12 protein-coding genes and 1 pseudogene are annotated in these 18,772 nt (G+C 68.9%); 9 read left to right on the forward strand and 4 right to left on the reverse strand.

Annotation, left to right across the window (positions count from 1 at the left end):
• Positions 1–96: 96 nt before the first annotated feature.
• Positions 97–414 (forward strand): annotated as a pseudogene (locus tag GGQ96_RS16935) (integrase core domain-containing protein); the annotation flags it as partial.
• 789 nt (positions 415–1,203) lie between these two features.
• Here GGQ96_RS16935 and GGQ96_RS16940 read toward each other — a convergent pair.
• The gene (locus GGQ96_RS16940; RefSeq protein ID WP_184116622.1) at positions 1,204–1,677 is read right to left on the reverse strand and encodes a hypothetical protein; all 474 of its coding nucleotides are present in this window, start codon (positions 1,675–1,677) and stop codon (positions 1,204–1,206) included.
• Positions 1,678–1,771: 94 nt separating this feature from the next.
• Between GGQ96_RS16940 and GGQ96_RS16945 the strand changes: the two genes are divergently transcribed.
• From GGQ96_RS16945 to GGQ96_RS16955, 3 genes are all read left to right on the forward strand, one after another.
• Positions 1,772–3,373: a tetratricopeptide repeat-containing sulfotransferase family protein gene (locus tag GGQ96_RS16945; protein ID WP_184116623.1), complete on the forward strand. Its 1,602-nt coding sequence runs from the start codon at positions 1,772–1,774 to the stop codon at positions 3,371–3,373.
• Between the two features lie 129 nt (positions 3,374–3,502).
• Positions 3,503–6,013, forward strand: coding sequence for a TonB-dependent receptor (locus GGQ96_RS16950; protein ID WP_184116624.1), 2,511 nt, complete (start codon positions 3,503–3,505; stop codon positions 6,011–6,013).
• A gap of 20 nt (positions 6,014–6,033) precedes the next feature.
• Positions 6,034–7,317 carry a Xaa-Pro dipeptidase gene (locus tag GGQ96_RS16955; RefSeq protein WP_184116625.1) on the forward strand — a complete coding sequence of 428 codons (1,284 nt, stop codon included), beginning with the start codon at positions 6,034–6,036 and terminating at the stop codon, positions 7,315–7,317.
• Positions 7,318–7,632: 315 nt separating this feature from the next.
• Here GGQ96_RS16955 and GGQ96_RS16960 read toward each other — a convergent pair whose 3' ends face one another.
• Positions 7,633–8,784, reverse strand: a complete 1,152-nt coding sequence (locus GGQ96_RS16960; protein WP_343059098.1) for a sensor histidine kinase — start codon at positions 8,782–8,784, stop codon at positions 7,633–7,635.
• A gap of 16 nt (positions 8,785–8,800) precedes the next feature.
• Positions 8,801–10,123 carry a sigma-54-dependent transcriptional regulator gene (locus GGQ96_RS16965; RefSeq protein ID WP_184116627.1) on the reverse strand — a complete coding sequence of 441 codons (1,323 nt, stop codon included), beginning with the start codon at positions 10,121–10,123 and terminating at the stop codon, positions 8,801–8,803.
• Positions 10,124–10,213: 90 nt separating this feature from the next.
• Between GGQ96_RS16965 and GGQ96_RS16970 the strand changes: the two genes are divergently transcribed.
• The 5 genes from GGQ96_RS16970 to GGQ96_RS16990 are packed head-to-tail and all read left to right on the forward strand — an operon-like array spanning position 10,214 to position 18,354.
• Positions 10,214–11,452, forward strand: coding sequence for an efflux RND transporter periplasmic adaptor subunit (locus GGQ96_RS16970; protein WP_184116628.1), 1,239 nt, complete (start codon positions 10,214–10,216; stop codon positions 11,450–11,452).
• Between the two features lie 13 nt (positions 11,453–11,465).
• Positions 11,466–12,155: an ABC transporter ATP-binding protein gene (locus tag GGQ96_RS16975; protein WP_184116629.1), complete on the forward strand. Its 690-nt coding sequence runs from the start codon at positions 11,466–11,468 to the stop codon at positions 12,153–12,155.
• 9 nt (positions 12,156–12,164) lie between these two features.
• Positions 12,165–14,630 (forward strand): ABC transporter permease, encoded by a 2,466-nt coding sequence (locus tag GGQ96_RS16980; protein WP_184116630.1) that lies wholly within the window; start codon positions 12,165–12,167, stop codon positions 14,628–14,630.
• Positions 14,631–14,666: 36 nt separating this feature from the next.
• The gene (locus GGQ96_RS16985) at positions 14,667–17,090 is read left to right on the forward strand and encodes an ABC transporter permease (RefSeq protein ID WP_184116631.1); all 2,424 of its coding nucleotides are present in this window, start codon (positions 14,667–14,669) and stop codon (positions 17,088–17,090) included.
• Positions 17,083–18,354 (forward strand): TolC family outer membrane protein, encoded by a 1,272-nt coding sequence (locus tag GGQ96_RS16990; protein WP_184116632.1) that lies wholly within the window; start codon positions 17,083–17,085, stop codon positions 18,352–18,354. Before GGQ96_RS16985 ends, GGQ96_RS16990 begins: the two co-directional genes overlap by 8 nt.
• Before the next feature lie 96 nt (positions 18,355–18,450).
• On the opposite strand, the gene GGQ96_RS16995 is transcribed toward GGQ96_RS16990, so the two are convergent.
• On the reverse strand, positions 18,451–18,750 hold the full coding sequence (locus GGQ96_RS16995; protein WP_184116633.1) for a hypothetical protein: 300 nt from the start codon (positions 18,748–18,750) through the stop codon (positions 18,451–18,453).
• Between the last annotated feature and the right edge of the window lie 22 nt (positions 18,751–18,772).

The following is an 18,772-nucleotide window of genomic DNA, read 5'->3' on the forward strand; positions in this document are numbered from 1 at the left end:
GCCATGGCTTGCCCTGATGAAGCCTGCGGCCGCTTCGCGGCCTTGTCTTCATCAGGGCCATAGCGGCTCCCGTTCCAGCGCTTCCCAATGTGCTACGGCACCGAGCTGACCAGTCTGGCGATCCTGAGATGGACGCAGGAACGACCCGTCGAGTGGCACTACATCGCGCCCGGCAAGCCGCAGCAGAACGGCTACGTCGAGAGCTTCAACGGCCGTCTGCGCGACGAGTGCCTTAACGAGACGCTGTTCGTGTCGCTCAGTCATGCCCGCTCGGTGCTGCGGCTCTGGCGCGACGACTACAACCATGTGCGCCCGCATAGCGGTGTTGGCGGGCTCACGCCCGCCGATGCTGCCAGGCGGGTTGTGCAACACCGCCCCGAGGGGCACCATACCAACCCCGGACTCCAGTTATGACTGGTAGAGCTTTGGGGAGCACGTCAAAGGCCGGGGACCATCGCCCGTGGGGTGGGGCTTCTGCACACCATTATCGAGGTAGCGCGACGGGATTGGGGCGTCTCGATGCCGAACAATGTCATCGCCCAGGTCAGGCGCTTACCGGTGCGCAACCCCAGGGACAGACGCTTAAAGCCGGGTGCGTTTCAGCGGCTTGAATCGGCCTCGAAGGCGACGCGGAACGCAAGCGTTAGGCCGGCTTTCTGTTCGCCCTACAGACGGGCTCAAGCCGTGGTAAAGTGCTAGACCTAACATGGCCCCATATCGATCTTAACAGCGCTTAGCGCACATCCCGCGAACCGAGACGGGTCACCCACGAACGGCCCCCGTGACAGATGATGCTGTATCGTTTTAGAGGGCTCACCAGTGACGGACGGTCGTGTGTTTCCTCTAACCGCCATGACTTTACGATTGGCCTGGAACAGAGCCCGATAACGCGCTGGTATGCCCGACCTGCACTTTCATGACTTGAAGCATCAAGTCATCAGCAGATTAGCGAAGATGGGCCTACCCTCTGCCGAACTTGCAATCATCAACGGTCACCGTGATCCGCATATGCCGATGCGCTTCACGCACTCAAAGCCCGCCAATCTAACGAAAAAGCCATCAGGCAGATGCTGGGAGCAAGAGGTCGGCGGCGATGCCTCGTCCTCTGACCCAGACCCTCCGCGATCTCGCAGGGTAGGAGCCGCATCGTCGATACGGCCTGTACAACCATAATCCGCAGTTCTGTCGACCATATCCGGCCGGTCATGACGGGTCGCATTCTGCGGCCTCAGCCCGTGGCTCGTCGTCGGCGAGATCGACGACGCGGATGTTCCCGCGACCGGCATCGATCGCCCCCGCCTTGCTCATGAGCGCCAGTTCCCGATCGAGCATAGCATGTGTCTTGCCGTGCAAACCATCGACATCGCTGCCGATCGTGCTCGGGACCGGAGGTGAGGCCTTGGCATCGACCAAGGCGGCCTGAAACGCCGCCCGTTCGATGACGCGACCCGGCTTGCCGCCATTGCAGGCCGCAAGAAGGGCGACGACGGCTCGGCGGAGGTCGGGCGTGCATGCGCTCGCTCTGCCGCGGGGGGCGGGCGGCGATGGGCGGGACGCGGGGGTGCCGGGGGCACCCATGGAGCGGAAAGAGCCGGCCCGCTTCGCTAAGCGAGCGCCATGATCGCTCAGCCGATAAGGGCTGCCATCCGCGTGGCGTCTCCGGTCGATCCCGGCCATGATGGAGGGCGGATCATCCGCCTCGACGCGGGCCTGGCCGGTCCGCCGGCTGGCCGATCTTGATCACGCGGTCGCTTGGTGGTTTCTACGGACGATGACCCGGCCCTCGCCATCGCCTTCGCATTCCCGGTGGCATCCCCGCCTCGTCGATGCCGCGCTGGCGCTGCACGACAACCGGCTGGGGGAGGCGGAGCCGCTGCTGCGCCAGCATCTGAAGGCAGATCCGTTCGACGCCCGCGCGATCCGCATGCTGGCCGAACTCGCCGGAAGGATCGGGCGCTACAAGGATGCCGAGACGCTGCTGCGGCGCGCGCTTGAATTGTCACCGGCCTTCCACGCGGCCCGCGCCAACCTCGCCATCGTCCTGTACCGCCTCAATCGGCCGATGGAGGCGATCGCCGAGCTCGATCGGCTGCTCGAAGAGGAACCCGACCATGTCGGCCACGCCAATCTGAAGGCGGCGGCTCTCGGGCGGATCGGCGGGTTCGAGGAGGCGATCGTGCTGTACGAGACCGTGCTGCGCGATGCGCCGGAGCAGCCCCGCGTCTGGATGAGCTATGGTCATATGCTCAAGACGGTCGGACGGCAGGCGGAGGGCATCGCGGCCTATCGCCGCGCCGTGGCGATCACGCCATGGCTGGGCGAAGCCTGGTGGAGCCTCGCCAACCTTAAGACCGTCGCGTTCGACGACGCCGACATCGCCGCGATGACCGATGCGCAGGCGCGCGACGATGTCAGCGTGGAGGATCGCTTCCACCTCGATTTCGCGCTTGGCAAGGCGTTCGAGGATCGCCGTCGGGCGGCGGACGCCTTCGCGCATTATGCCGCCGGCAATCGGCTGCGGCGGACGCGCATCGTCTACGACGCCGACGAAACCCGCCGCTTCGTCGACGACAGCATCGCGACCCTGGATACGGACCTGATCGCCGTGCGCGCCGGTCAGGGGTCGCTCGCGCCCGATCCGATCTTCATCCTGGGCATGCCGAGGGCGGGATCGACCCTGATCGAGCAGATCCTGTCCAGCCACCCCTTGGTGGAGGGCACGTCCGAATTGCCCGACGTGCCCGCCCTCGCCCGGAGCGTTGCCGACTATCCGCGCGGGCTCGTCGCACTGGACGGGCCCCGGCTGCGCGCGATGGGCGACGACTATCTTCGGCGTGCTGCGGTGCAGCGCCGGACGGACCGTCCCTTCTTCATCGACAAGCTGCCCAACAACTGGGCGCACCTGCCGCTCATCCTGCTGATGCTGCCCAACGCGCGCGTGATCGATGCGCGTCGCCACCCGCTTGGCTGCTGCTTCTCCAACTACAAACAGCATTTCGCCCGCGGCCAGACCTTCAGCTACGATCTTGCCGACATGGGCCGCTACTATCGTGATTATGTACGGCTGATGGCTCATATCGACCGGGTCGCGCCGGGGCGGGTGCATCGCGTCTTCTACGAGCGGATGGTGGACGACACCGAGGTCGAGGTGCGCCGCCTGCTCGCCGCCTGCGGGCTGGACTGGGACCCGGCATGCCTCGCCTTTCACGAGACGCGGCGAGCGGTGCGGACCGCCAGTTCCGAACAGGTCCGGCGGCCCATCTACCGGGACGGCACGGAGGCCTGGAAACCGTTCGACCCGTGGCTCGGCCCGCTCCGCGCCAGCCTGGGCGACGTGCTGAGCGCCTATCCGATGGTACCCGCGTTCGACTGATCGCACTGGAAAGGCGTGGTAAAACTATCACGCTGCACCTGCGAAACGACCGGCCTCATGGGCGTCATATTGACGGTCCGGAGCGCATAGTTACCCTTTCGCAACATCGTGCTGGTCTGGGGGGATTTCATGCTGCCGAACCGTCATCGCCCACTGCTTACGGCATTGTGTGTCTCGTCGGCGCTGACCGCCGTTCCGGCGATCGCACAGACGACGCCGGATCCAGCCGGCGACGCCACCGCCGCCGCTCCGGCCGAGCCCATGCAGGACGATATCATCGTCACCGCACAGAAGCGCGACGAGAATATCCAGAGCGTGCCGATCAGCATCCAAGCCATCGGCACGCGCCGGCTCGATCAGCTCAATGTCACCAGCTTCGCCGATTACTCGCAATTGCTGCCCTCTGTCGCGTTCCAGAGTTCGCAGCCGGGCGTGACCACCGTCTATATGCGGGGCGTCGCAAGTGGCGGCGACGGCAACCATTCGGGCTCGCTTCCCTCCGTCGGCGTGTATCTCGACGAACAGCCGGTCACGACGATCGGCGGCACCCCCGACATCCATATCTATGACGTCGCCCGCATCGAAAGCCTCGCCGGCCCACAAGGGACGCTGTACGGCGCGTCGTCCGAAGCCGGTACGATCCGCATCATCACCAACAAACCGGACACGAAGGAATTCTACGGCCGGATCGACGGCGAGGCGAATACGGTGAAATCGGGGGGCCAGGGTGGCCGGCTGGAAGGGATGCTCAACATCCCCCTGTCGTCGATGGCAGCCCTGCGCGTCGTCGGTTTCTACCAGCACGACGCCGGCTATATCGACAACGTCCCCGGCACCCGGACCTTCACCGGCGGCATCACCGTCGACAATGCGCCGTTCGTCGAGAAGAACTATAACGACGCCGACATCTGGGGCGGTCGCGCCGCCTTGAAGATCGACCTGGACGACAGCTGGACCGTCACACCGACCGTACTCTACCAGGAACAGCGCAACCACGGCAGCTTCGGTTACGACCCGAGGGTCGGCGACCTCGAGGTCCAGCATTTCTTCCCCGAATATCGGCGCGACCGTTTCGTGCAGGCGGCGCTGACGATCGAGGGCAAGCTCGGCAATTGGGACGTAACCTATGCCGGCGCCTATTTCGACCGGCGCGATACGCAGTCATCCGACTATACCGACTATGCCGAAGCCTATGACTCGCTTTACGCCTCGGTGGGCGGCATCGCCGGTTATTTCTATTTCCAGAACAATGCCGGCCAGCAGATCGACTCGCGCCAGCGCATCATCGGCACCGACCATTTCAAGAAGATGAGCCAGGAACTGCGCGTCGCGTCGCCGCAGGACGAGCGCTTCCGCCTGGTCGCCGGCGCCTTCTACCAGCGGCAGAGCAACCGGATCGGCCAGGACTATCAGGTCGCGGGCCTCGCCGACTCCCTGTCCGTCAACGGCCGCCCCGGCACCCTTTGGCTGACCGAACAATATCGTGTCGACAAGGACTATGCGGTGTTCGGCGAGGCCAGCTACGATCTGCTGCCGACGCTCACCGCGACCGTCGGCGGCCGCGCCTATATCTTCGACAATTCGCTGATCGGCTTTTTCGGCTTCGGCCGCGATCCGAACGGACCACCCTATAATGCGGCGGGCAGTTCCCGCACCGGCGTCGCCGGCTGTTACACGACGACGGGCGCGCTCCTGCGCGACAATCCCGGCGGCACCCTGTTGCCGGCCGCGGTTGGCGGCAGCCCGTGCACCAACCTGGCCCAATATGCCAGCGGCACCTTGTCGCCGCGCAGCGTCGACGGTCAGGGCGCGACCTATCGCTTCAACCTGACCTGGAAACCGACCGACCGCCTGCTGTTCTACGGCACCTGGTCGAAGGGGTTCCGCCCCGGTGGCATCAACCGCCGTGCGACCGTCGCGCCCTATGCGCCCGATTTTCTCGTCAACTACGAAGCGGGCTGGAAAACGACGCTGTTCGACGGCCGGCTGCGCTGGAACGGCGCGCTCTACCAGCAGAATTGGGACGCCTTCCAATTCTCGTTCCTGGGGGCGAACAGCTTCACCGAGATCCACAATGGTCCCGACGCCCGGATCCGCGGCGTGGAAAGCGACATCAGCCTCACTCTCGGCGCGCTCGCCCTAACGGCGGCGGGGTCGTACACCGATGCCAAGATCCGGCGGAACCTCTGCGCGATCGACGATCCCAGCTTCACCTGCAACGGCGCCGGCAATTTCGTCGCCGCGCCGGTGGGCACCCGCCTGCCGATCACGCCGCGGTTCAAGGTCAGCGGCAATGCGCGGTATTCGGTGCCGGTCGGCACCGCGAAGGCCTATCTCCAGGCGCTGGTGACGCATCAGAGTTCGGCCTCGTCCGACCTTCGCACCGCCGTGGTCGAGACGGGCACGGGCGATATCGTCAGTCCGGCCGCGCTGCAGGGACGGCTGGCCGCCTTCACGACCGCCAATTTCGCGATCGGCGCCGACTTCAGCCGGTACACGTTCGAACTCTATCTCCAGAATGCGTTCGACGAACGGGCGCAATTGTCGCGCTTCCAGGAATGCGGCAGCTGTTACCAACGCCCCTATATCGTGACGAACACGCCGCGAACGATCGGCGTCCGCGCCGGCGCCCGCTTCTGACCTCTTCCGAAAGACCGTTCATGCGTATGCTGTCCTCCCTGTCGCTGGCGATCGCCCTGGTGGCCGCACCGGCAGAAGCGAAAACCGTCGTCGTCACCGCGGCGCACATGATCGACGTGCTGTCGGGCAAGCGGGTCGACGATCCGCAGGTGACGATCGTCGACGGGCGCATCACTGCGGTCGGCCGTCGCGGCGATGCCGTGCCGGCGGGGGCGGAACGGATCGATCTGGGCAACCGCACGGTGCTGCCCGGCCTCATCGACATGCACGTCCATCTGACCAGCGACCCGACGATCAGTGGCTACCGGACGCTGGAGTTCACCGACAGCTACTGGACGGTCGTCGGCGTCGCCAACGCGCGCAGGACGCTGAATGCGGGCTTCACCACCGTGCGCAACGTCGGATCGACCGACTATGCCGATGTCGGACTGAAGCAAGGGATCGAGCGCGGCGAGATAGCCGGGCCGCGGATCGTGCCGGCGACCTATGCGCTGGGCGTCACCGGCGGCCATTGCGACGCGACCGAATTCCCGCCCTCGGTCACCGTGCCGCACCCGCAGATCGCGAACTCCCCCGATGGCTTCCGCGCCGCGGTGCGCACCGTCCGCAAATATGGGGCGGAGGTGATCAAGGTGTGCATGACCGGCGGCGTGCTGTCGAAGACCGACTCGGTCGGGGCACAGCAGCTCAGCTATGACGAGATCAAGGCGATCGTGGACGAGGCGCACATGCTCGGCATGCGCGTCGCCATCCATGCGCACGGCGCGGACGGCATCAACACCGGCCTGCGCGCCGGCGTCGATACGATCGAGCATGCCAGCCTCGCCGACGAGACCTCGTTCAAGCTCGCGAAGGAGCATGGCGCCTGGTTCGACATGGACATCTACAATGACGACTACATCCTCGCCGAAGGGGCCAGGAACGGCGTCTTCGCCGAGAGCCTGGAAAAAGAACGCCAGATCGGCCGCAAGCAGCGCGAGACCTTCCGCGCCGCACACGCGGCGGGCGTGAAGATGCTGTTCGGCACCGATGGCGGCGTCTATCCCAATGGCAACAACGCATTGCAGTTCGCCAAGATGGTCGAATGGGGCATGACCCCGATCGAAGCCATCCAGTCCGCCACCAGCAGTGCGGCGCAAGCCCTGGACCGCACCCGCGACGTCGGCGCGATCGCCGTGGGCCGCTATGGCGATCTGATCGCGGTCGATGGCGACCCCCTTGCCGACGTGCGCGTTCTCGAGCACGTCCCCTTCGTCATGAAGGGTGGCGAAGTCGTCGTGCAGCCGACGGACGGCGCGAGGTAGCCGGCAAGCCGAGTAGCCACACCTCGCATCGTACCGCAGAATACCGCGACCACGTCGTCCCATCGCCATTCCACCGCGGCACCTTGCTGCTTGCACCGCATCGGCTTGATCACCCCGATGGGTCGAAGGCGGTCGCTCATTCCCCTGCCCCGCTCGGCTGCGGCGCACCGGATGAACGGCCGGCCTGCAACAGCGGGGCGGCGGCCCGGTCCTTTCACGACCAGCGTGTCCACACCAGCATGTCGCGAAGGTCGAAACAGCGACTGGTGCCTCGCCCCCCTCCCCGCCAGGCTTGGAGGGCGCGGCGCCGCCCGCTCAGCGCGGGGCGCATCCCGATGCCTGGTCGTCGCGCGCGGGATGCGATCCGGACCATGGCAGGGTCATGCGGAACCGCGTCGGCCGGCCCGGCTCCAAGGTCAGCGCGCCGCCATGCGCCAGCGCGATCTGCCGCGCGAGGCTGAGGCCGATGCCCGTCCCCTCCGGCTTGCTGGTGTGGAAGGGGCGGAAGATGCGCGCGGCGGCGCTTGGGGGGACGCCCGGCCCATGGTCCTGCACCTCGATGGCGAGGTCCATTGCGCCGGCCTGCATCCGGATCACCACCCGCGCCGCGCCGGCCGCCGCCTCCGCCGCGTTCTGGAGGAGCGCCCAGAGCGCCTGGCCGATCTGGTCGCGGTCGAGCGGCCAGTCCAGCGCCGGCGCCACCGCGACCGTCAGCGACGCATCCGGCCAGCGGCCGGCGAACAGCCGCGCCAGATCGTCCGCCAGCGCGCGCAGGCGAACCATCCGCCGCGCGGGTTCGGGCAGCCGCGCCAGGGCGCGATAGGCTTCGGTAAAACGCTGCAGCCCTTCGGCGCGGCGCGCCAGCGTGCCGAGGATCTCGTGCAGCAAGGCGGCATCGATTCCGCCCGCCCCCGCGACCACGGCCGCCCCACTTTCCGCCAGCGAGACGATCGGGGCGAGGCCGTTGAGCAGTTCATGGCCGAGCACCTGGATCATGTCCGCGCTCGCGCGCGCCTCGGCGGCGCGTTCCTCCTGTTCGATGTCGATCAACGCCGCGACGCTCCGCCCCTCGGCCACCGCCACCCGGTCGACCCGCCAGCCGCGTCCCTCGTGACGCAGCCGCGTGGCGGCCGGATCGGTCAGGGCGGCGGGCGGCGGCAGGATGCGATCATCGGTCGCGAACAGGCGGCGGGCGGCGCGGTTGAGCGTGCGCGCCGCCTTCCCCTCGATCCCGACCAGCGGCGTCGGCGCGGCGTCGAGCAGCAGCCGCAGCGCCAGCGCATCGGCCTCCGCGCGCGCCGTGGCGGCCGGTGCCGGCGCGGCACGGGGCCGGATCGCCGTCCAGAGGTCGAGCGCCGTGAGCCACAGCGCGGTGATCGCCGCGCCGGTCAGCAGGCCCCACATGCCGCCCTGCCAGGCCAGCGCCCCCGCTACGCCGCACGCCACCAGCCCCAGGCTCGCCGCCACGCGGGGTGACCCGCGCCTAAAGCCCATAGCGTGCCATGCGGCGATAGAGCGCGCCCCGGCTCAGCCCCAGCGCGGTGGCGGCATGGGTGACATTGTGACGATGCTCGCGCAGCGCCGCCTCGATCATCGCGCGTTCGGCGTCGCTCAGGTCGAAGCCGGTTTCGGTGGCGGTGGCGGTCGGCGCGAGCGCGACGCTCGGCGGGGCGAGCGCGGCGGCATCGATCCGGCCATCGGTCGACAGCAGCACCGCCCGTTCGATCGCCAGCGCCAGTCCGCGCACTTCGTCGGGCCACACCGTGGTGGCGAGCAGCGCCTCCGCCGCCATGCTCAAGCGCACCTCCTGTCGGCCGAACCGCGCCGCCGCATCGCGCGCGAAATGGCGGGCGAGCAGCAGCGCATCGTCGCCGCGCCCGTCGAGCGGCGGCACCGCCACCTCCACCGTGGCCAGCCGCCGCCGCAGCGCGGGCGACAGCGCGGCGCTCCCATCGGCGATCGCGATGCAGCGCGCCGTCGCGGGGATGCGGTCGAGCAGCCGCGCCTGCGCGACCGCATCGAGCCGGTCGGGATGGCGAAGGATCAGCGTGCCCCGGGCCTGGTCCAGCCGGTCCCAGGCCGCCGGGTCGCGCAGGTCGACCCGAGTCGGTTCGCCCTGCGCGTGCGGCGAGGCGGCATGGATCGCCTGGGCGGTCAGCATCCGGCCGCTGCCCGGCCGGCCGGTGACGGTGACGCCCGCCGCGGTCGGCCCCACCCGCCGGACCAGGTCGCGCAGCGCCTGCATCGCGGCGCTGTCGCCGAGCAGCCGCACCGGCGGCGCCGCGATCGCGGCCGGCGCGCGGGGAACCGGCCCGGCCGGCATCGACGCGGCGGCCGCGCCGCGGGCGATCGCGGCCTCGACCTTGGCGATCAGTTCGGCGTTGCGCCAGGGCTTCATCACGAAGTCGCACGCGCCCGCCTGCATCGCCGCGACCGCGATGCGGATGCCGCTATGGGCGGTGATGACGAGGACGCGGGCCCCGGCATCCTCGGCGACGATCCGGCGGAGGCAGGCCAGTCCCTCCTCGCCGCTCGCCTCGCCGGCGGTGAAGTTCATGTCGAGCAGGATCGCATCATAGCGACGCAACGCCAGCCGCGAAAACGCCTCCTCCGGCCCCGCCGCCGTATCGAGCGCGTGACCGGCCATGCGGAAGGCGATCGCCAGCGCCTGGGTGACGCTGGGATTGTCGTCGATCAGCAGGATGGCGCGATCACTTGACGCGGCCTGCGGACGTCCATTTGCGGACACTGCGTCCACCGCCGGACGGTCGCTCGCTCGCGCTCCGCTGGTAAATGGCTGTTTCATGGTGACTTAGGCTTTTCGGCTGTTCCGGGCGACACTGTCCGCATGATGACCGAACACCCCGTACACGCAACCACTTCTCCCGGTGCCGCGATGGACCGCCGGATCGAGCGGCCACGGACGCCCTGGTGGCGCCACCGCGCGGTGGTGCTGGCGGTGGCAGCGGCGGCGGCGCTGCTGCTGGTCTGGCGGCTGCTGCCGGCCGCCGGTTCGACCGACATCGCCGCCGCCGATCTCGAGACCGGACAGGTCGAGCGGGCGCCGTTCGCCGATTACCTGCCGGTCCGCGCCACCGTCGCGCCGCGCGTCACCACCCTGGTCGGCGTGCTGTCGGGCGGGCAGGTCGAAAAATTGCTGGTCCAGGACGGCGCGATGGTGCGGGAGGGCCAGCCGCTCGCCACCCTCGCCAATCCCAGCCTCAAGCTCGACGTGCTGACCCGGGAGGCGCAGATCGCCAGCCAGCTCGGCAGCGTCGCGGGCGAGGACCTGGGCATCGAGCGCAACCGCCTCGACCGCGCCGGCCAGATCGCCCAGGCCAATTACGACCTGATCAAGGCGCGGCGCGAACTCGGCATCCGCCAGCAGCTCCACGACAAGGGCTTCGTCTCCGACGCCGGGATCAAGAGCTTCGCCGAGGAGGCCGCCTATCAGGAGAAGCGGCTTGCCCAGCTCCAGGCCGGCGGCGCGGCGGAGGCGCGGATCACCGCGACCCAAGGCGCCCGGCTCGACGACACGCGCGGCCGGCTGGAGAACAATCTGGCGGCGGTGCGCGCGGGGCTGGACGCGCTGGTCATCCGCGCGCCGTCCGGCGGCCGGCTGACCAACTTCACCATCCAACCCGGCCAGACTCTGAAGCCCGGCGACCCGGCCGGCCAGGTCGACAGCGAGGGATCGTGGAAGCTGACCGCCGATGTCGATGAATATTATCTCGGCCGGGTCGCGGTCGGACAGAGCGCGCGCACCGGCGACGGCGCGGCGCTGACCGTGTCCAAGGTGCTGCCGGCGGTGAAGGACGGCCGGTTCCGCGTCGAGCTGACCTTCGACCGCGCCGCCCCCGCCGGGCTCAACCGCGGCCAGACGCTCGACATCCGCATCACGCTGGGCAGCACCGCGCCCGCGCTGGTCGCCCCGGTCGGCGGCTGGCTGGAGGCGGGCGGCGGCGCCGCCGTCTTCGTGCTCGACGGCGACGGCCGCCATGCCCGCCGCCGCCCGGTGAAGACCGGCCGGCGCAACCCCGAGCAGGTCGAGATCCTGGCCGGCCTGAAGCCCGGCGACCGCATCGTCACCTCCAACACCGCGTCCGTGAAGGGCGACATCCTCAACCTCCGATAGACAGGGGCTCCCTATGATCCGTCTGCAAGGCATCCAGCGCCGCTATGTTTCCGACGCGGTGGAGACGACCGCGCTCCACGATATCGACCTGCATGTCGCGGCGGGCGAGTTCGTCGCCATCATGGGGCCGTCGGGCTGCGGCAAGTCGACGCTGCTCAACACGCTGGGCACGGTCGATCGGCCGACCGCCGGCCGCTACCTGTTCGGCGACCGCGACCTGGCGGCGCTGGACGAGACGGAACTGGCCAAGTTCCGGGGGGCGACGCTCGGCTTCGTGTTCCAGAGCTTCAACCTGATCGACGAGCTGACGATCGAGGAGAATGTCGCGCTCGGCCTCGCCTATCGCAAGGAGGCCGGCGGCCAGAACGGGGGGCGTCGGGCGCGGGTCGCGGCGGCGATGGACAAGGTGGGCATCGCCCACCGCGCGCGGCACTATCCCCACCAATTGTCGGGCGGGCAGCAGCAGCGCGCCGCCATCGCCCGCGCCATCGTCGGCGATCCCAAGCTGATCCTGGCCGACGAGCCGACCGGCAATCTCGACACCGCCAATGGCGAGCAGGTGATGAACATCCTGACCGGCCTGAACGACGAGGGCGCGACCATCGTGATGGTCACCCACTCGCCCAGCCATGCCGACCTGGCCAAGCGCCGCATCGACATGCTCGACGGCCGCATCGTCGCCAACGCCATGCGCGCGATCTGAGGATTCCGCATGACTGACCGCTACGCCCTCCTCTCGCTTTACCGCTCGCTGACCCGGCACAAGCTCTACGCCGTACTCAACATCGGCGGGCTGGCGGTGGGCGTGGCGGTGTTCCTGGTGCTCGGCCTGTATGTCCGGTTCGAGACCAGCTTTGAGCGCTGGCTGCCGCATCACGACCAAATCTACCTGATCCAGACCGAACTGCACCTGCCCGGCAGCCCGTTCAACGGCGCCTATCCCGGCAGCATGGCCGGGATGCTGGAGCAGTTGCGCCAGGACTTTCCCAGGCTGACCGGTACGCGCATCCGGGGCGGTGCCGGGGCAGGCAGCGTGATGCGCGATGGCGTCGCGCAGCGCGAGAATGTCGCACAGGTCGATCCCTCCTTGTTCGACGTCTTCGACCTGCCAATGGTGAAGGGCGACGGGCGGCGCGCGCTGGCCGATCCGTCGGCGGCGCTGGTCAGCCGGTCGGCGGCCCGGAAATATTTCGGCAGCGCCGACCCGATCGGCCAGACCATGACGATCGGCTTCGACGGGCCGCAGCTGTTCCGCGTCGCTGGCGTGTTCGAGGACCTGCCCGCCAATAGCGACCTACGCGCGGCGATCCTGACGCCAATCCCGCGCACGCCGCCGCCGATGCGCTGGGACTGGTATCGATGGGGTGCGATCGGAGTGACGACCTTCGTCCGCTTTCCGAGCCGGGCCGCAGCCGATGGCTTCGCCGCGCGACTGCCGGCCTTTCTCAAACGTCATGCCACGCAGGGCCTGGGTCCCGACCCCAACGCCATCTTGTCCCTGCCGCTGCTACCGCTGACCGACCTGCACCTCCAACCGCCCGGCGCGGAGAGCGCCAGCCGCGTCGCGACCCTGGTGACGCTGGCGATCGTGGGCGTGCTCACGCTGCTGATCGCGATCGTCAATTATGTGAACCTGGCCACCGCCCGCGCCGGGCTGCGCGCCCGCGAGGTCGCAATGCGCAAGGTGGTCGGCGCCAGCCGCGCCGCGCTGGTCGCGCACTTCCTGGGCGAAGCGCTGCTGGCCAGTACGCTGGCGACGCTGGGCGGCCTGATCCTCGCCGAACTGGCCCTGCCCTTCGTCAACGCCAATGCCGGCCTGTCGCTCACCATGCCCTATGCGGTTCTGGTGCCGGCGCTGGTCGCGCTGGCGATCGGCATCGGTCTGGTCGCCGGCTTCTATCCCGCGATGCTACTGTCGCGCTTTCCGGCGGCGGCGGTACTGGCCAGCGCGCGGTCACCCGGCGGCGGCCAAGCCGGCGGCCGGCTGCGCGAGATGCTGGTGGTGGTGCAGTTCGGGCTCGCCATCGCGCTCCTCACTGGCACGATCGTGCTGCTCGAACAGACCCGGCATCTGCGTCAGGTCGATCTCGGCTTCCGTCGCGACGGGCTGATCGCGGTGCCATCCTTCGCCGCCGACGATCTCGCCCCGCAACAGCGCCAGGCCTTGCTCGCCGCCGTCCGGGCGCTGCCCGGCGTGGTCGCCGTCGCCACCGCAGATGCCGCGGCGGGCGGCGGCAATCCAGGCAATGGCGACGATGCCGGCGGCGGCGAAGGCGGCGCGGGTATCGACATCGTCGCCATGCCCGGCCACCCGGGTCCGGGCCTGACGATGCTGCGGTTCAATGTCGGGCCGGACTTCTTCCGCGTTTATGGCCCCCGCCTTCTCGCCGGGCGCTTGCTGGACGATGCCCATCGCCGCGACGACGCGACCGACTGGACGAAGGGCAAGGACGGTTTCAACGTCGTGATCGACCGGGCCGCCGCCACGGCGCTCGGCTTCCGCTCGGCGCAGGCGGCGGTGGGCCGGACGATCGGCGGCAACCAACCGCGTACGATCGTGGGCGTGATCGACCCAATGCGCTTCTTCTCGCCGCGCAGCCCGCGCCAGCCGAGCGTTTATTATTACTTTCCGGCCATTCCGCCGCGTGCGACCGCGACGATCCGCTTCCAGGGCGATCCCCGAACCGTGCTGGCGGCGGTCGGCGACGCCTGGCGCCGGATCGCGCCACAGGTGCCGGTGATTGCCGATCCCGTCACAAGGCGGCTGGCCAATTTCTATGCGGCCGACGATCGCACCGCGCGGCTGCTGGGGGTGGCCGCGCTGCTGGCGGTAGCGATCGCCTGTATCGGGCTATGGGGTTTAGCCGCCTTCAACGCGGCGCGCCGAATGCACGAGATCGGCATCCGAAAGGTGCTGGGCGCATCCTCCACCGACATCGCGCGGCTGCTGGTCGGGCAGTTCCTGCGGCCGGTCCTGGTCGCCAACCTGATCGCCTGGCCGCTGGCCTTCACGGGCCTGCGGCTCTGGCTGGCTGGTTTCTCGGACCGGATCGCCCTGTCGCCGCTGCACTTCCTCGCCGCCAGCGCGCTCGCGCTGCTGATCGCGATCGCCACCATCCTGGTCCAGGCGCTGCGCGCCAGCCGCGCGGCGCCCGGTTGGGCGCTTCGCCATGACTGACCGGGCCCTTTCCTTTCCTCTGACGGACGTGATCGCATGAACCGCTTCGCCCTGCTGTCGCTCTATCGCTCGCTCTCCCGCCATAAACTCTATGCCGCGCTCAATATCGGCGGGCTGGCGGTCGGGATCGCCGTGTTCCTGGTGCTCGGCCTCTATGTCCGGTTCGAGACCAGCTTCGAGCGGTGGCTGCCCGATCATGACAAGGTCTATGTCGTGCAGACCGTCTGGAACCTGCCGGGCAGCCCGTTCAACGGGCGCGAACCGCAGACGATGGGTGGCTTGCTGGAACAATTGCGGGAGGATTTCCCCGGCACGGTCGGCACGCGCATCTGGGGCGGGGAGGGCGCCGGCAGCGTCCTGCGGCGCGGCGTCGCCACCAAGGAGGATGTGGCCGAGGTCGATCCGTCGTTCTTCGACGTGTTCGACTTGCCGATGGTCAGCGGCGACGGGCGACGGGCGCTGGCCGATCCGTCCGGCGCGATCATCAGCGAGAGCTTGGCGCGCAAATATTTCGGGACCAGCGATCCCATCGGCCAGACGATCACCGCCTCTTACGAGGAACCTCGAAACTACCGCATCCGCGGCGTATTCCGCGATATTCCCGACAACAGCGACATCAAGGTGTCGTTGCTGCTACCGCTCCGCAAAAACGTTGAGCGGGATAGTTGGTACCATTGGGGCAGCACGCATCTGAGCACCTATCTGCGTTTCGAAAGCCCCTTCACGGCGCGCACCTATGGACAGAAGCTGTCGGCGTTCGTCGATCGTCGTGCACTGAAGGATTCGGGGCCGAACGCGTCGAAGACCGAGACGATTGCGCTACTACCCCTGGCCGAGCAGCATTTCGCTTCGCCCAAGGGGGGCCTATCGAGCAGAAAGCTGACGGTGTTGACGTTGGGGCTGGTCGGCATGCTGACGCTGCTGATCGCGATCGTCAATTACGTGAACCTCGCCACCGCACGCGCCGGTCTGCGGGCCCGAGAAGTCGCAATGCGAAAGGTCTTGGGCGCAGACCGCAAGGCGCTGGTCACGCAGTTCCTCGGCGAGGCGATGCTGACGGTCGGCATCGCCGCACTCGGTGGGCTGATCCTCGCTGAATTGGGGCTACCGCTGATCAATGCAGCAGGCGGCCTGTCGCTGGCTATTCCCTACGCGTTGGTCGTACCCTCGCTGGCAGCTCTGGTAATCATGGTCGGGGTGCTTGCAGGCTTCTACCCCGCCTTGATGTTGTCGCGCTTTCCCGCCGCCGCCGTGCTGGCATCGTCGCGGGCGCCCGGCGGCGGACGCGCAGGGACACGCGTGCGCGAGGCACTGGTCGTGTTCCAGTTCGGGCTTGCGATCGCGTTCATGATCGGGACGGCCATATTGCTGGTGCAGACCCGCCACGTCCGGCAAGCCGATCTCGGCTATCAACGCGACAATCTCATCATCATCCGCTCGATCGCAGACGGAAATGTGCCCCCAGCCCTCCGTCGCGCGATGGTAGAGGCGATCCGCACGCTGCCGGGCGTGCAGAAGATCGCGCTGGGCGGCGATGGCCCAGGTGGCAGCGGTACAACGAACGCCGACAACGTTCCGCTCCCCGGCGTGCCGGGGGATGGGCCGAATCTGCGCTGGGTCGATACGGGTCCGGGTTACTTTCAGGTCTATGGCGCACGATTGGTGGCAGGACGTATGTTCGACCCGGCTCGTCGAGAAGACGATCATCAGTTGATGGACGCTTCAACCAACCATAACATCATCATAAACCGGCTTGGCGTGAAGCAATTGCGCTTCGCTTCGCCCGACGCAGCGATCAACAAAGTCGTGGGAGGTGACCGCCCGCGTACGATCATCGGAGTCGTCGAGAACCTCCGCTTCGACACGCCGCGCAACCCCATCGCCCCGACCTATTATTATTATTCCAGTGATCCCGCGAGAAACTATCCCATGATCGCCAACGTCCGCTTCTCCGGCGATCCACGTGCGATGCTGTCCCAAATCCGCGGGATCTGGCAACGGATGGTGCCGCAGGTGCCGTTCGAGTGCGATACCGCCGACAACCGGCTGGCGCGCTACTACCAGGCCGACGAGCAGACCACCCGGCTGTTCGCGATCGGCGCGGGGCTGGCGGTGCTGATCGGCTGTGTCGGGCTGTGGGGCCTCGCCTCGTTCAACACCCAGCGGCGGGTGAAGGAGATCGGCATCCGCAAGACGCTCGGCGCGTCGGGGCCGGATATCGTGAAGCTGCTGGTCGGGCAGTTCCTGCGCCCGGTGCTGCTCGCCAACCTGATCGCCTGGCCGCTCGCCTTCGTCGCGATGCGGACCTGGCTGGCGGGGTTCGACGACCGGGTGGCGCTGTCGCCGCTGTTCTTCGTCGGGGCCAGCCTGCTGGCGACCGCGATCGCGGTGCTGACCGTCCTGGGACAGTCGCTGCGCGCCAGCCGCGCCGCGCCCGCCTGGGCGCTGCGCCATGACTAGGCGGCGCACCCTCCCGGCCACCTCCCCCGTCGCCGCCCTCGTGGCGCTGCTGCTCGCCAGCCCCGCCCCGGCGGAAACGTTGCGGGAGGCGGTCGCCGCCGCCTATGCCGGCAACCCGCAGCTCGCCGCCGCCCGCGCCCGACAGGATGCGCTGGCCGAAACCCCGGAACAGGCGCGCGCGCTCGGCCGCCCCACCCTCTCCACCGGCGCGACCACCGGATATGACCGGCTGGGCGAGGGGACGGCGGGCGCGGCGACGATCGACGCGGCGCTGCCGATCTGGACGGGCGGACGCGTCCGCTCGGCTCGCCGCGCCGCCGAGCGCGATGTCGCCGCCGGCCTGGAGGGGCTGCGCGACACCGTGGCGACCGTGTTGCAGGCCGTCGTCCTCGCCTATGCCGAGCTGCTTTATGCCCAGCAGGCGGTGGACGTCGCGCGCGTCGGCATCGACCGGCTCGACCGCCAGGTGTCGGAGACCCGCGCACGCTTCGACCTGGGCCAGGCGACCCGCACCGACGTCGCGCAGCTGGAGGCGCAGCGCGCCAGCGTCGTCGCCAATCTGGCCGATGCGGAAGGCGCGCTCGCTACCGCCGAGGCCGCCTATCGCGCGGTCGTGGGGCGCGAGGCCGGCCGCCTGTCGCCCACAATTCCGCCCCCTGCCGCCCTGCCGACCGATCGCGACGCGGCGCGTCGCGCCGCTGAGGCCGCCAATCCCCTCCTCCTCCAGCAGCGCCAGGTGGAAGCGGCGTCGGCCGCCCGGATCGACCAGGCGCGCGCCGACGGCGCGCCCGCGCTGGACCTGGCGGGCGGCTATGGCCGGGGGATGCGGATCGGCCCCGGCGACGGGCGCAGCTATCCGGTGGCGGGGTCGGTCGGGCTGGCGCTGCGCGTGCCGCTGCTGACCGGCGGCCTCGTGCCGTCCCGCATCCGCCAGGCGCAGGCGACCAACCGGGCCGAGCGGTTCCAGGCGGAAGCCGCCCGGCGCGAGGCGGTGCGCGCCGCCGACACGGCCTGGGCCTCGCTGGCGGCGGCGCAGGCCCGATTGCATGCGAATGTCGAAGGCCTCGCCGCCGCCGACCTGGCGCTGCGCGGCGTGCGGGCGGAATATGGCTTCGGCCTGCGCTCCACCATCGACATCCTGGTCGCCGACCAGAGCTTTCGCGCCGCCCAGCTCGCCGTGGCCGCGGCGCGCGCCGACATGCTGGTGGCGCAAGCCGCGCTGCTGCGCGCGACGGGCCGGTTGACCGCCTCGGCCTATGGCTGAACGGAAGCGGGCGGCCGCATCCCCCCTTGCCATGAAAAAACCCGCCGCCCGGCCGTTCCGGGCGGCGGGTCATTCCCGATCGGCGATGCGCGGCGATCAGCCGGTGCGGCGGCCCGACAGGGGGAAGCTGCCGAACGCGCCCGCGCCGACCGAACCGGTCACGGTGTCGCCCTCGATCGTGGCTTCGCAGTCGAGCGTCATCGGCATCGGCACGGTCATGCTCTGCTTCCAGGCGATGGTGTCGCCATCGACCGTGCCATGGACGTCCATCCCGCCCATCGCCCCGGACACGTCGCCGGTGAAGGTCGCGCCGTCGCTGCGCACGGTCAGCGTCATGTTCTGGTCGCCCAGCGGCGACTTGACGGTGCAATCATAGGTGCCGTCGACATTGGCCATGTGCGTCTCTCCTTGAATCCGA

Source organism: Sphingomonas abaci (assembly GCF_014199625.1).
Lineage (GTDB): Bacteria > Pseudomonadota > Alphaproteobacteria > Sphingomonadales > Sphingomonadaceae > Sphingomonas > Sphingomonas abaci.

Coding starts and splice junctions, on each gene's coding strand:
- GGQ96_RS16955 (WP_184116625.1), top strand. CDS start 6,034: ATGCGTATGCTGTCCTCCCTGTCGCTGGCGATCGCCCTGGTGGCCGCA.
- GGQ96_RS16950 (WP_184116624.1), top strand. CDS start 3,503: ATGCTGCCGAACCGTCATCGCCCACTGCTTACGGCATTGTGTGTCTCG.
- GGQ96_RS16995 (WP_184116633.1), bottom strand. CDS start 18,750: ATGGCCAATGTCGACGGCACCTATGATTGCACCGTCAAGTCGCCGCTG.
- GGQ96_RS16970 (WP_184116628.1), top strand. CDS start 10,214: ATGGACCGCCGGATCGAGCGGCCACGGACGCCCTGGTGGCGCCACCGC.
- GGQ96_RS16985 (WP_184116631.1), top strand. CDS start 14,667: ATGAACCGCTTCGCCCTGCTGTCGCTCTATCGCTCGCTCTCCCGCCAT.
- GGQ96_RS16940 (WP_184116622.1), bottom strand. CDS start 1,677: ATGGCCGGGATCGACCGGAGACGCCACGCGGATGGCAGCCCTTATCGG.
- GGQ96_RS16990 (WP_184116632.1), top strand. CDS start 17,083: ATGACTAGGCGGCGCACCCTCCCGGCCACCTCCCCCGTCGCCGCCCTC.
- GGQ96_RS16945 (WP_184116623.1), top strand. CDS start 1,772: ATGACCCGGCCCTCGCCATCGCCTTCGCATTCCCGGTGGCATCCCCGC.
- GGQ96_RS16980 (WP_184116630.1), top strand. CDS start 12,165: ATGACTGACCGCTACGCCCTCCTCTCGCTTTACCGCTCGCTGACCCGG.
- GGQ96_RS16975 (WP_184116629.1), top strand. CDS start 11,466: ATGATCCGTCTGCAAGGCATCCAGCGCCGCTATGTTTCCGACGCGGTG.
- GGQ96_RS16965 (WP_184116627.1), bottom strand. CDS start 10,123: ATGAAACAGCCATTTACCAGCGGAGCGCGAGCGAGCGACCGTCCGGCG.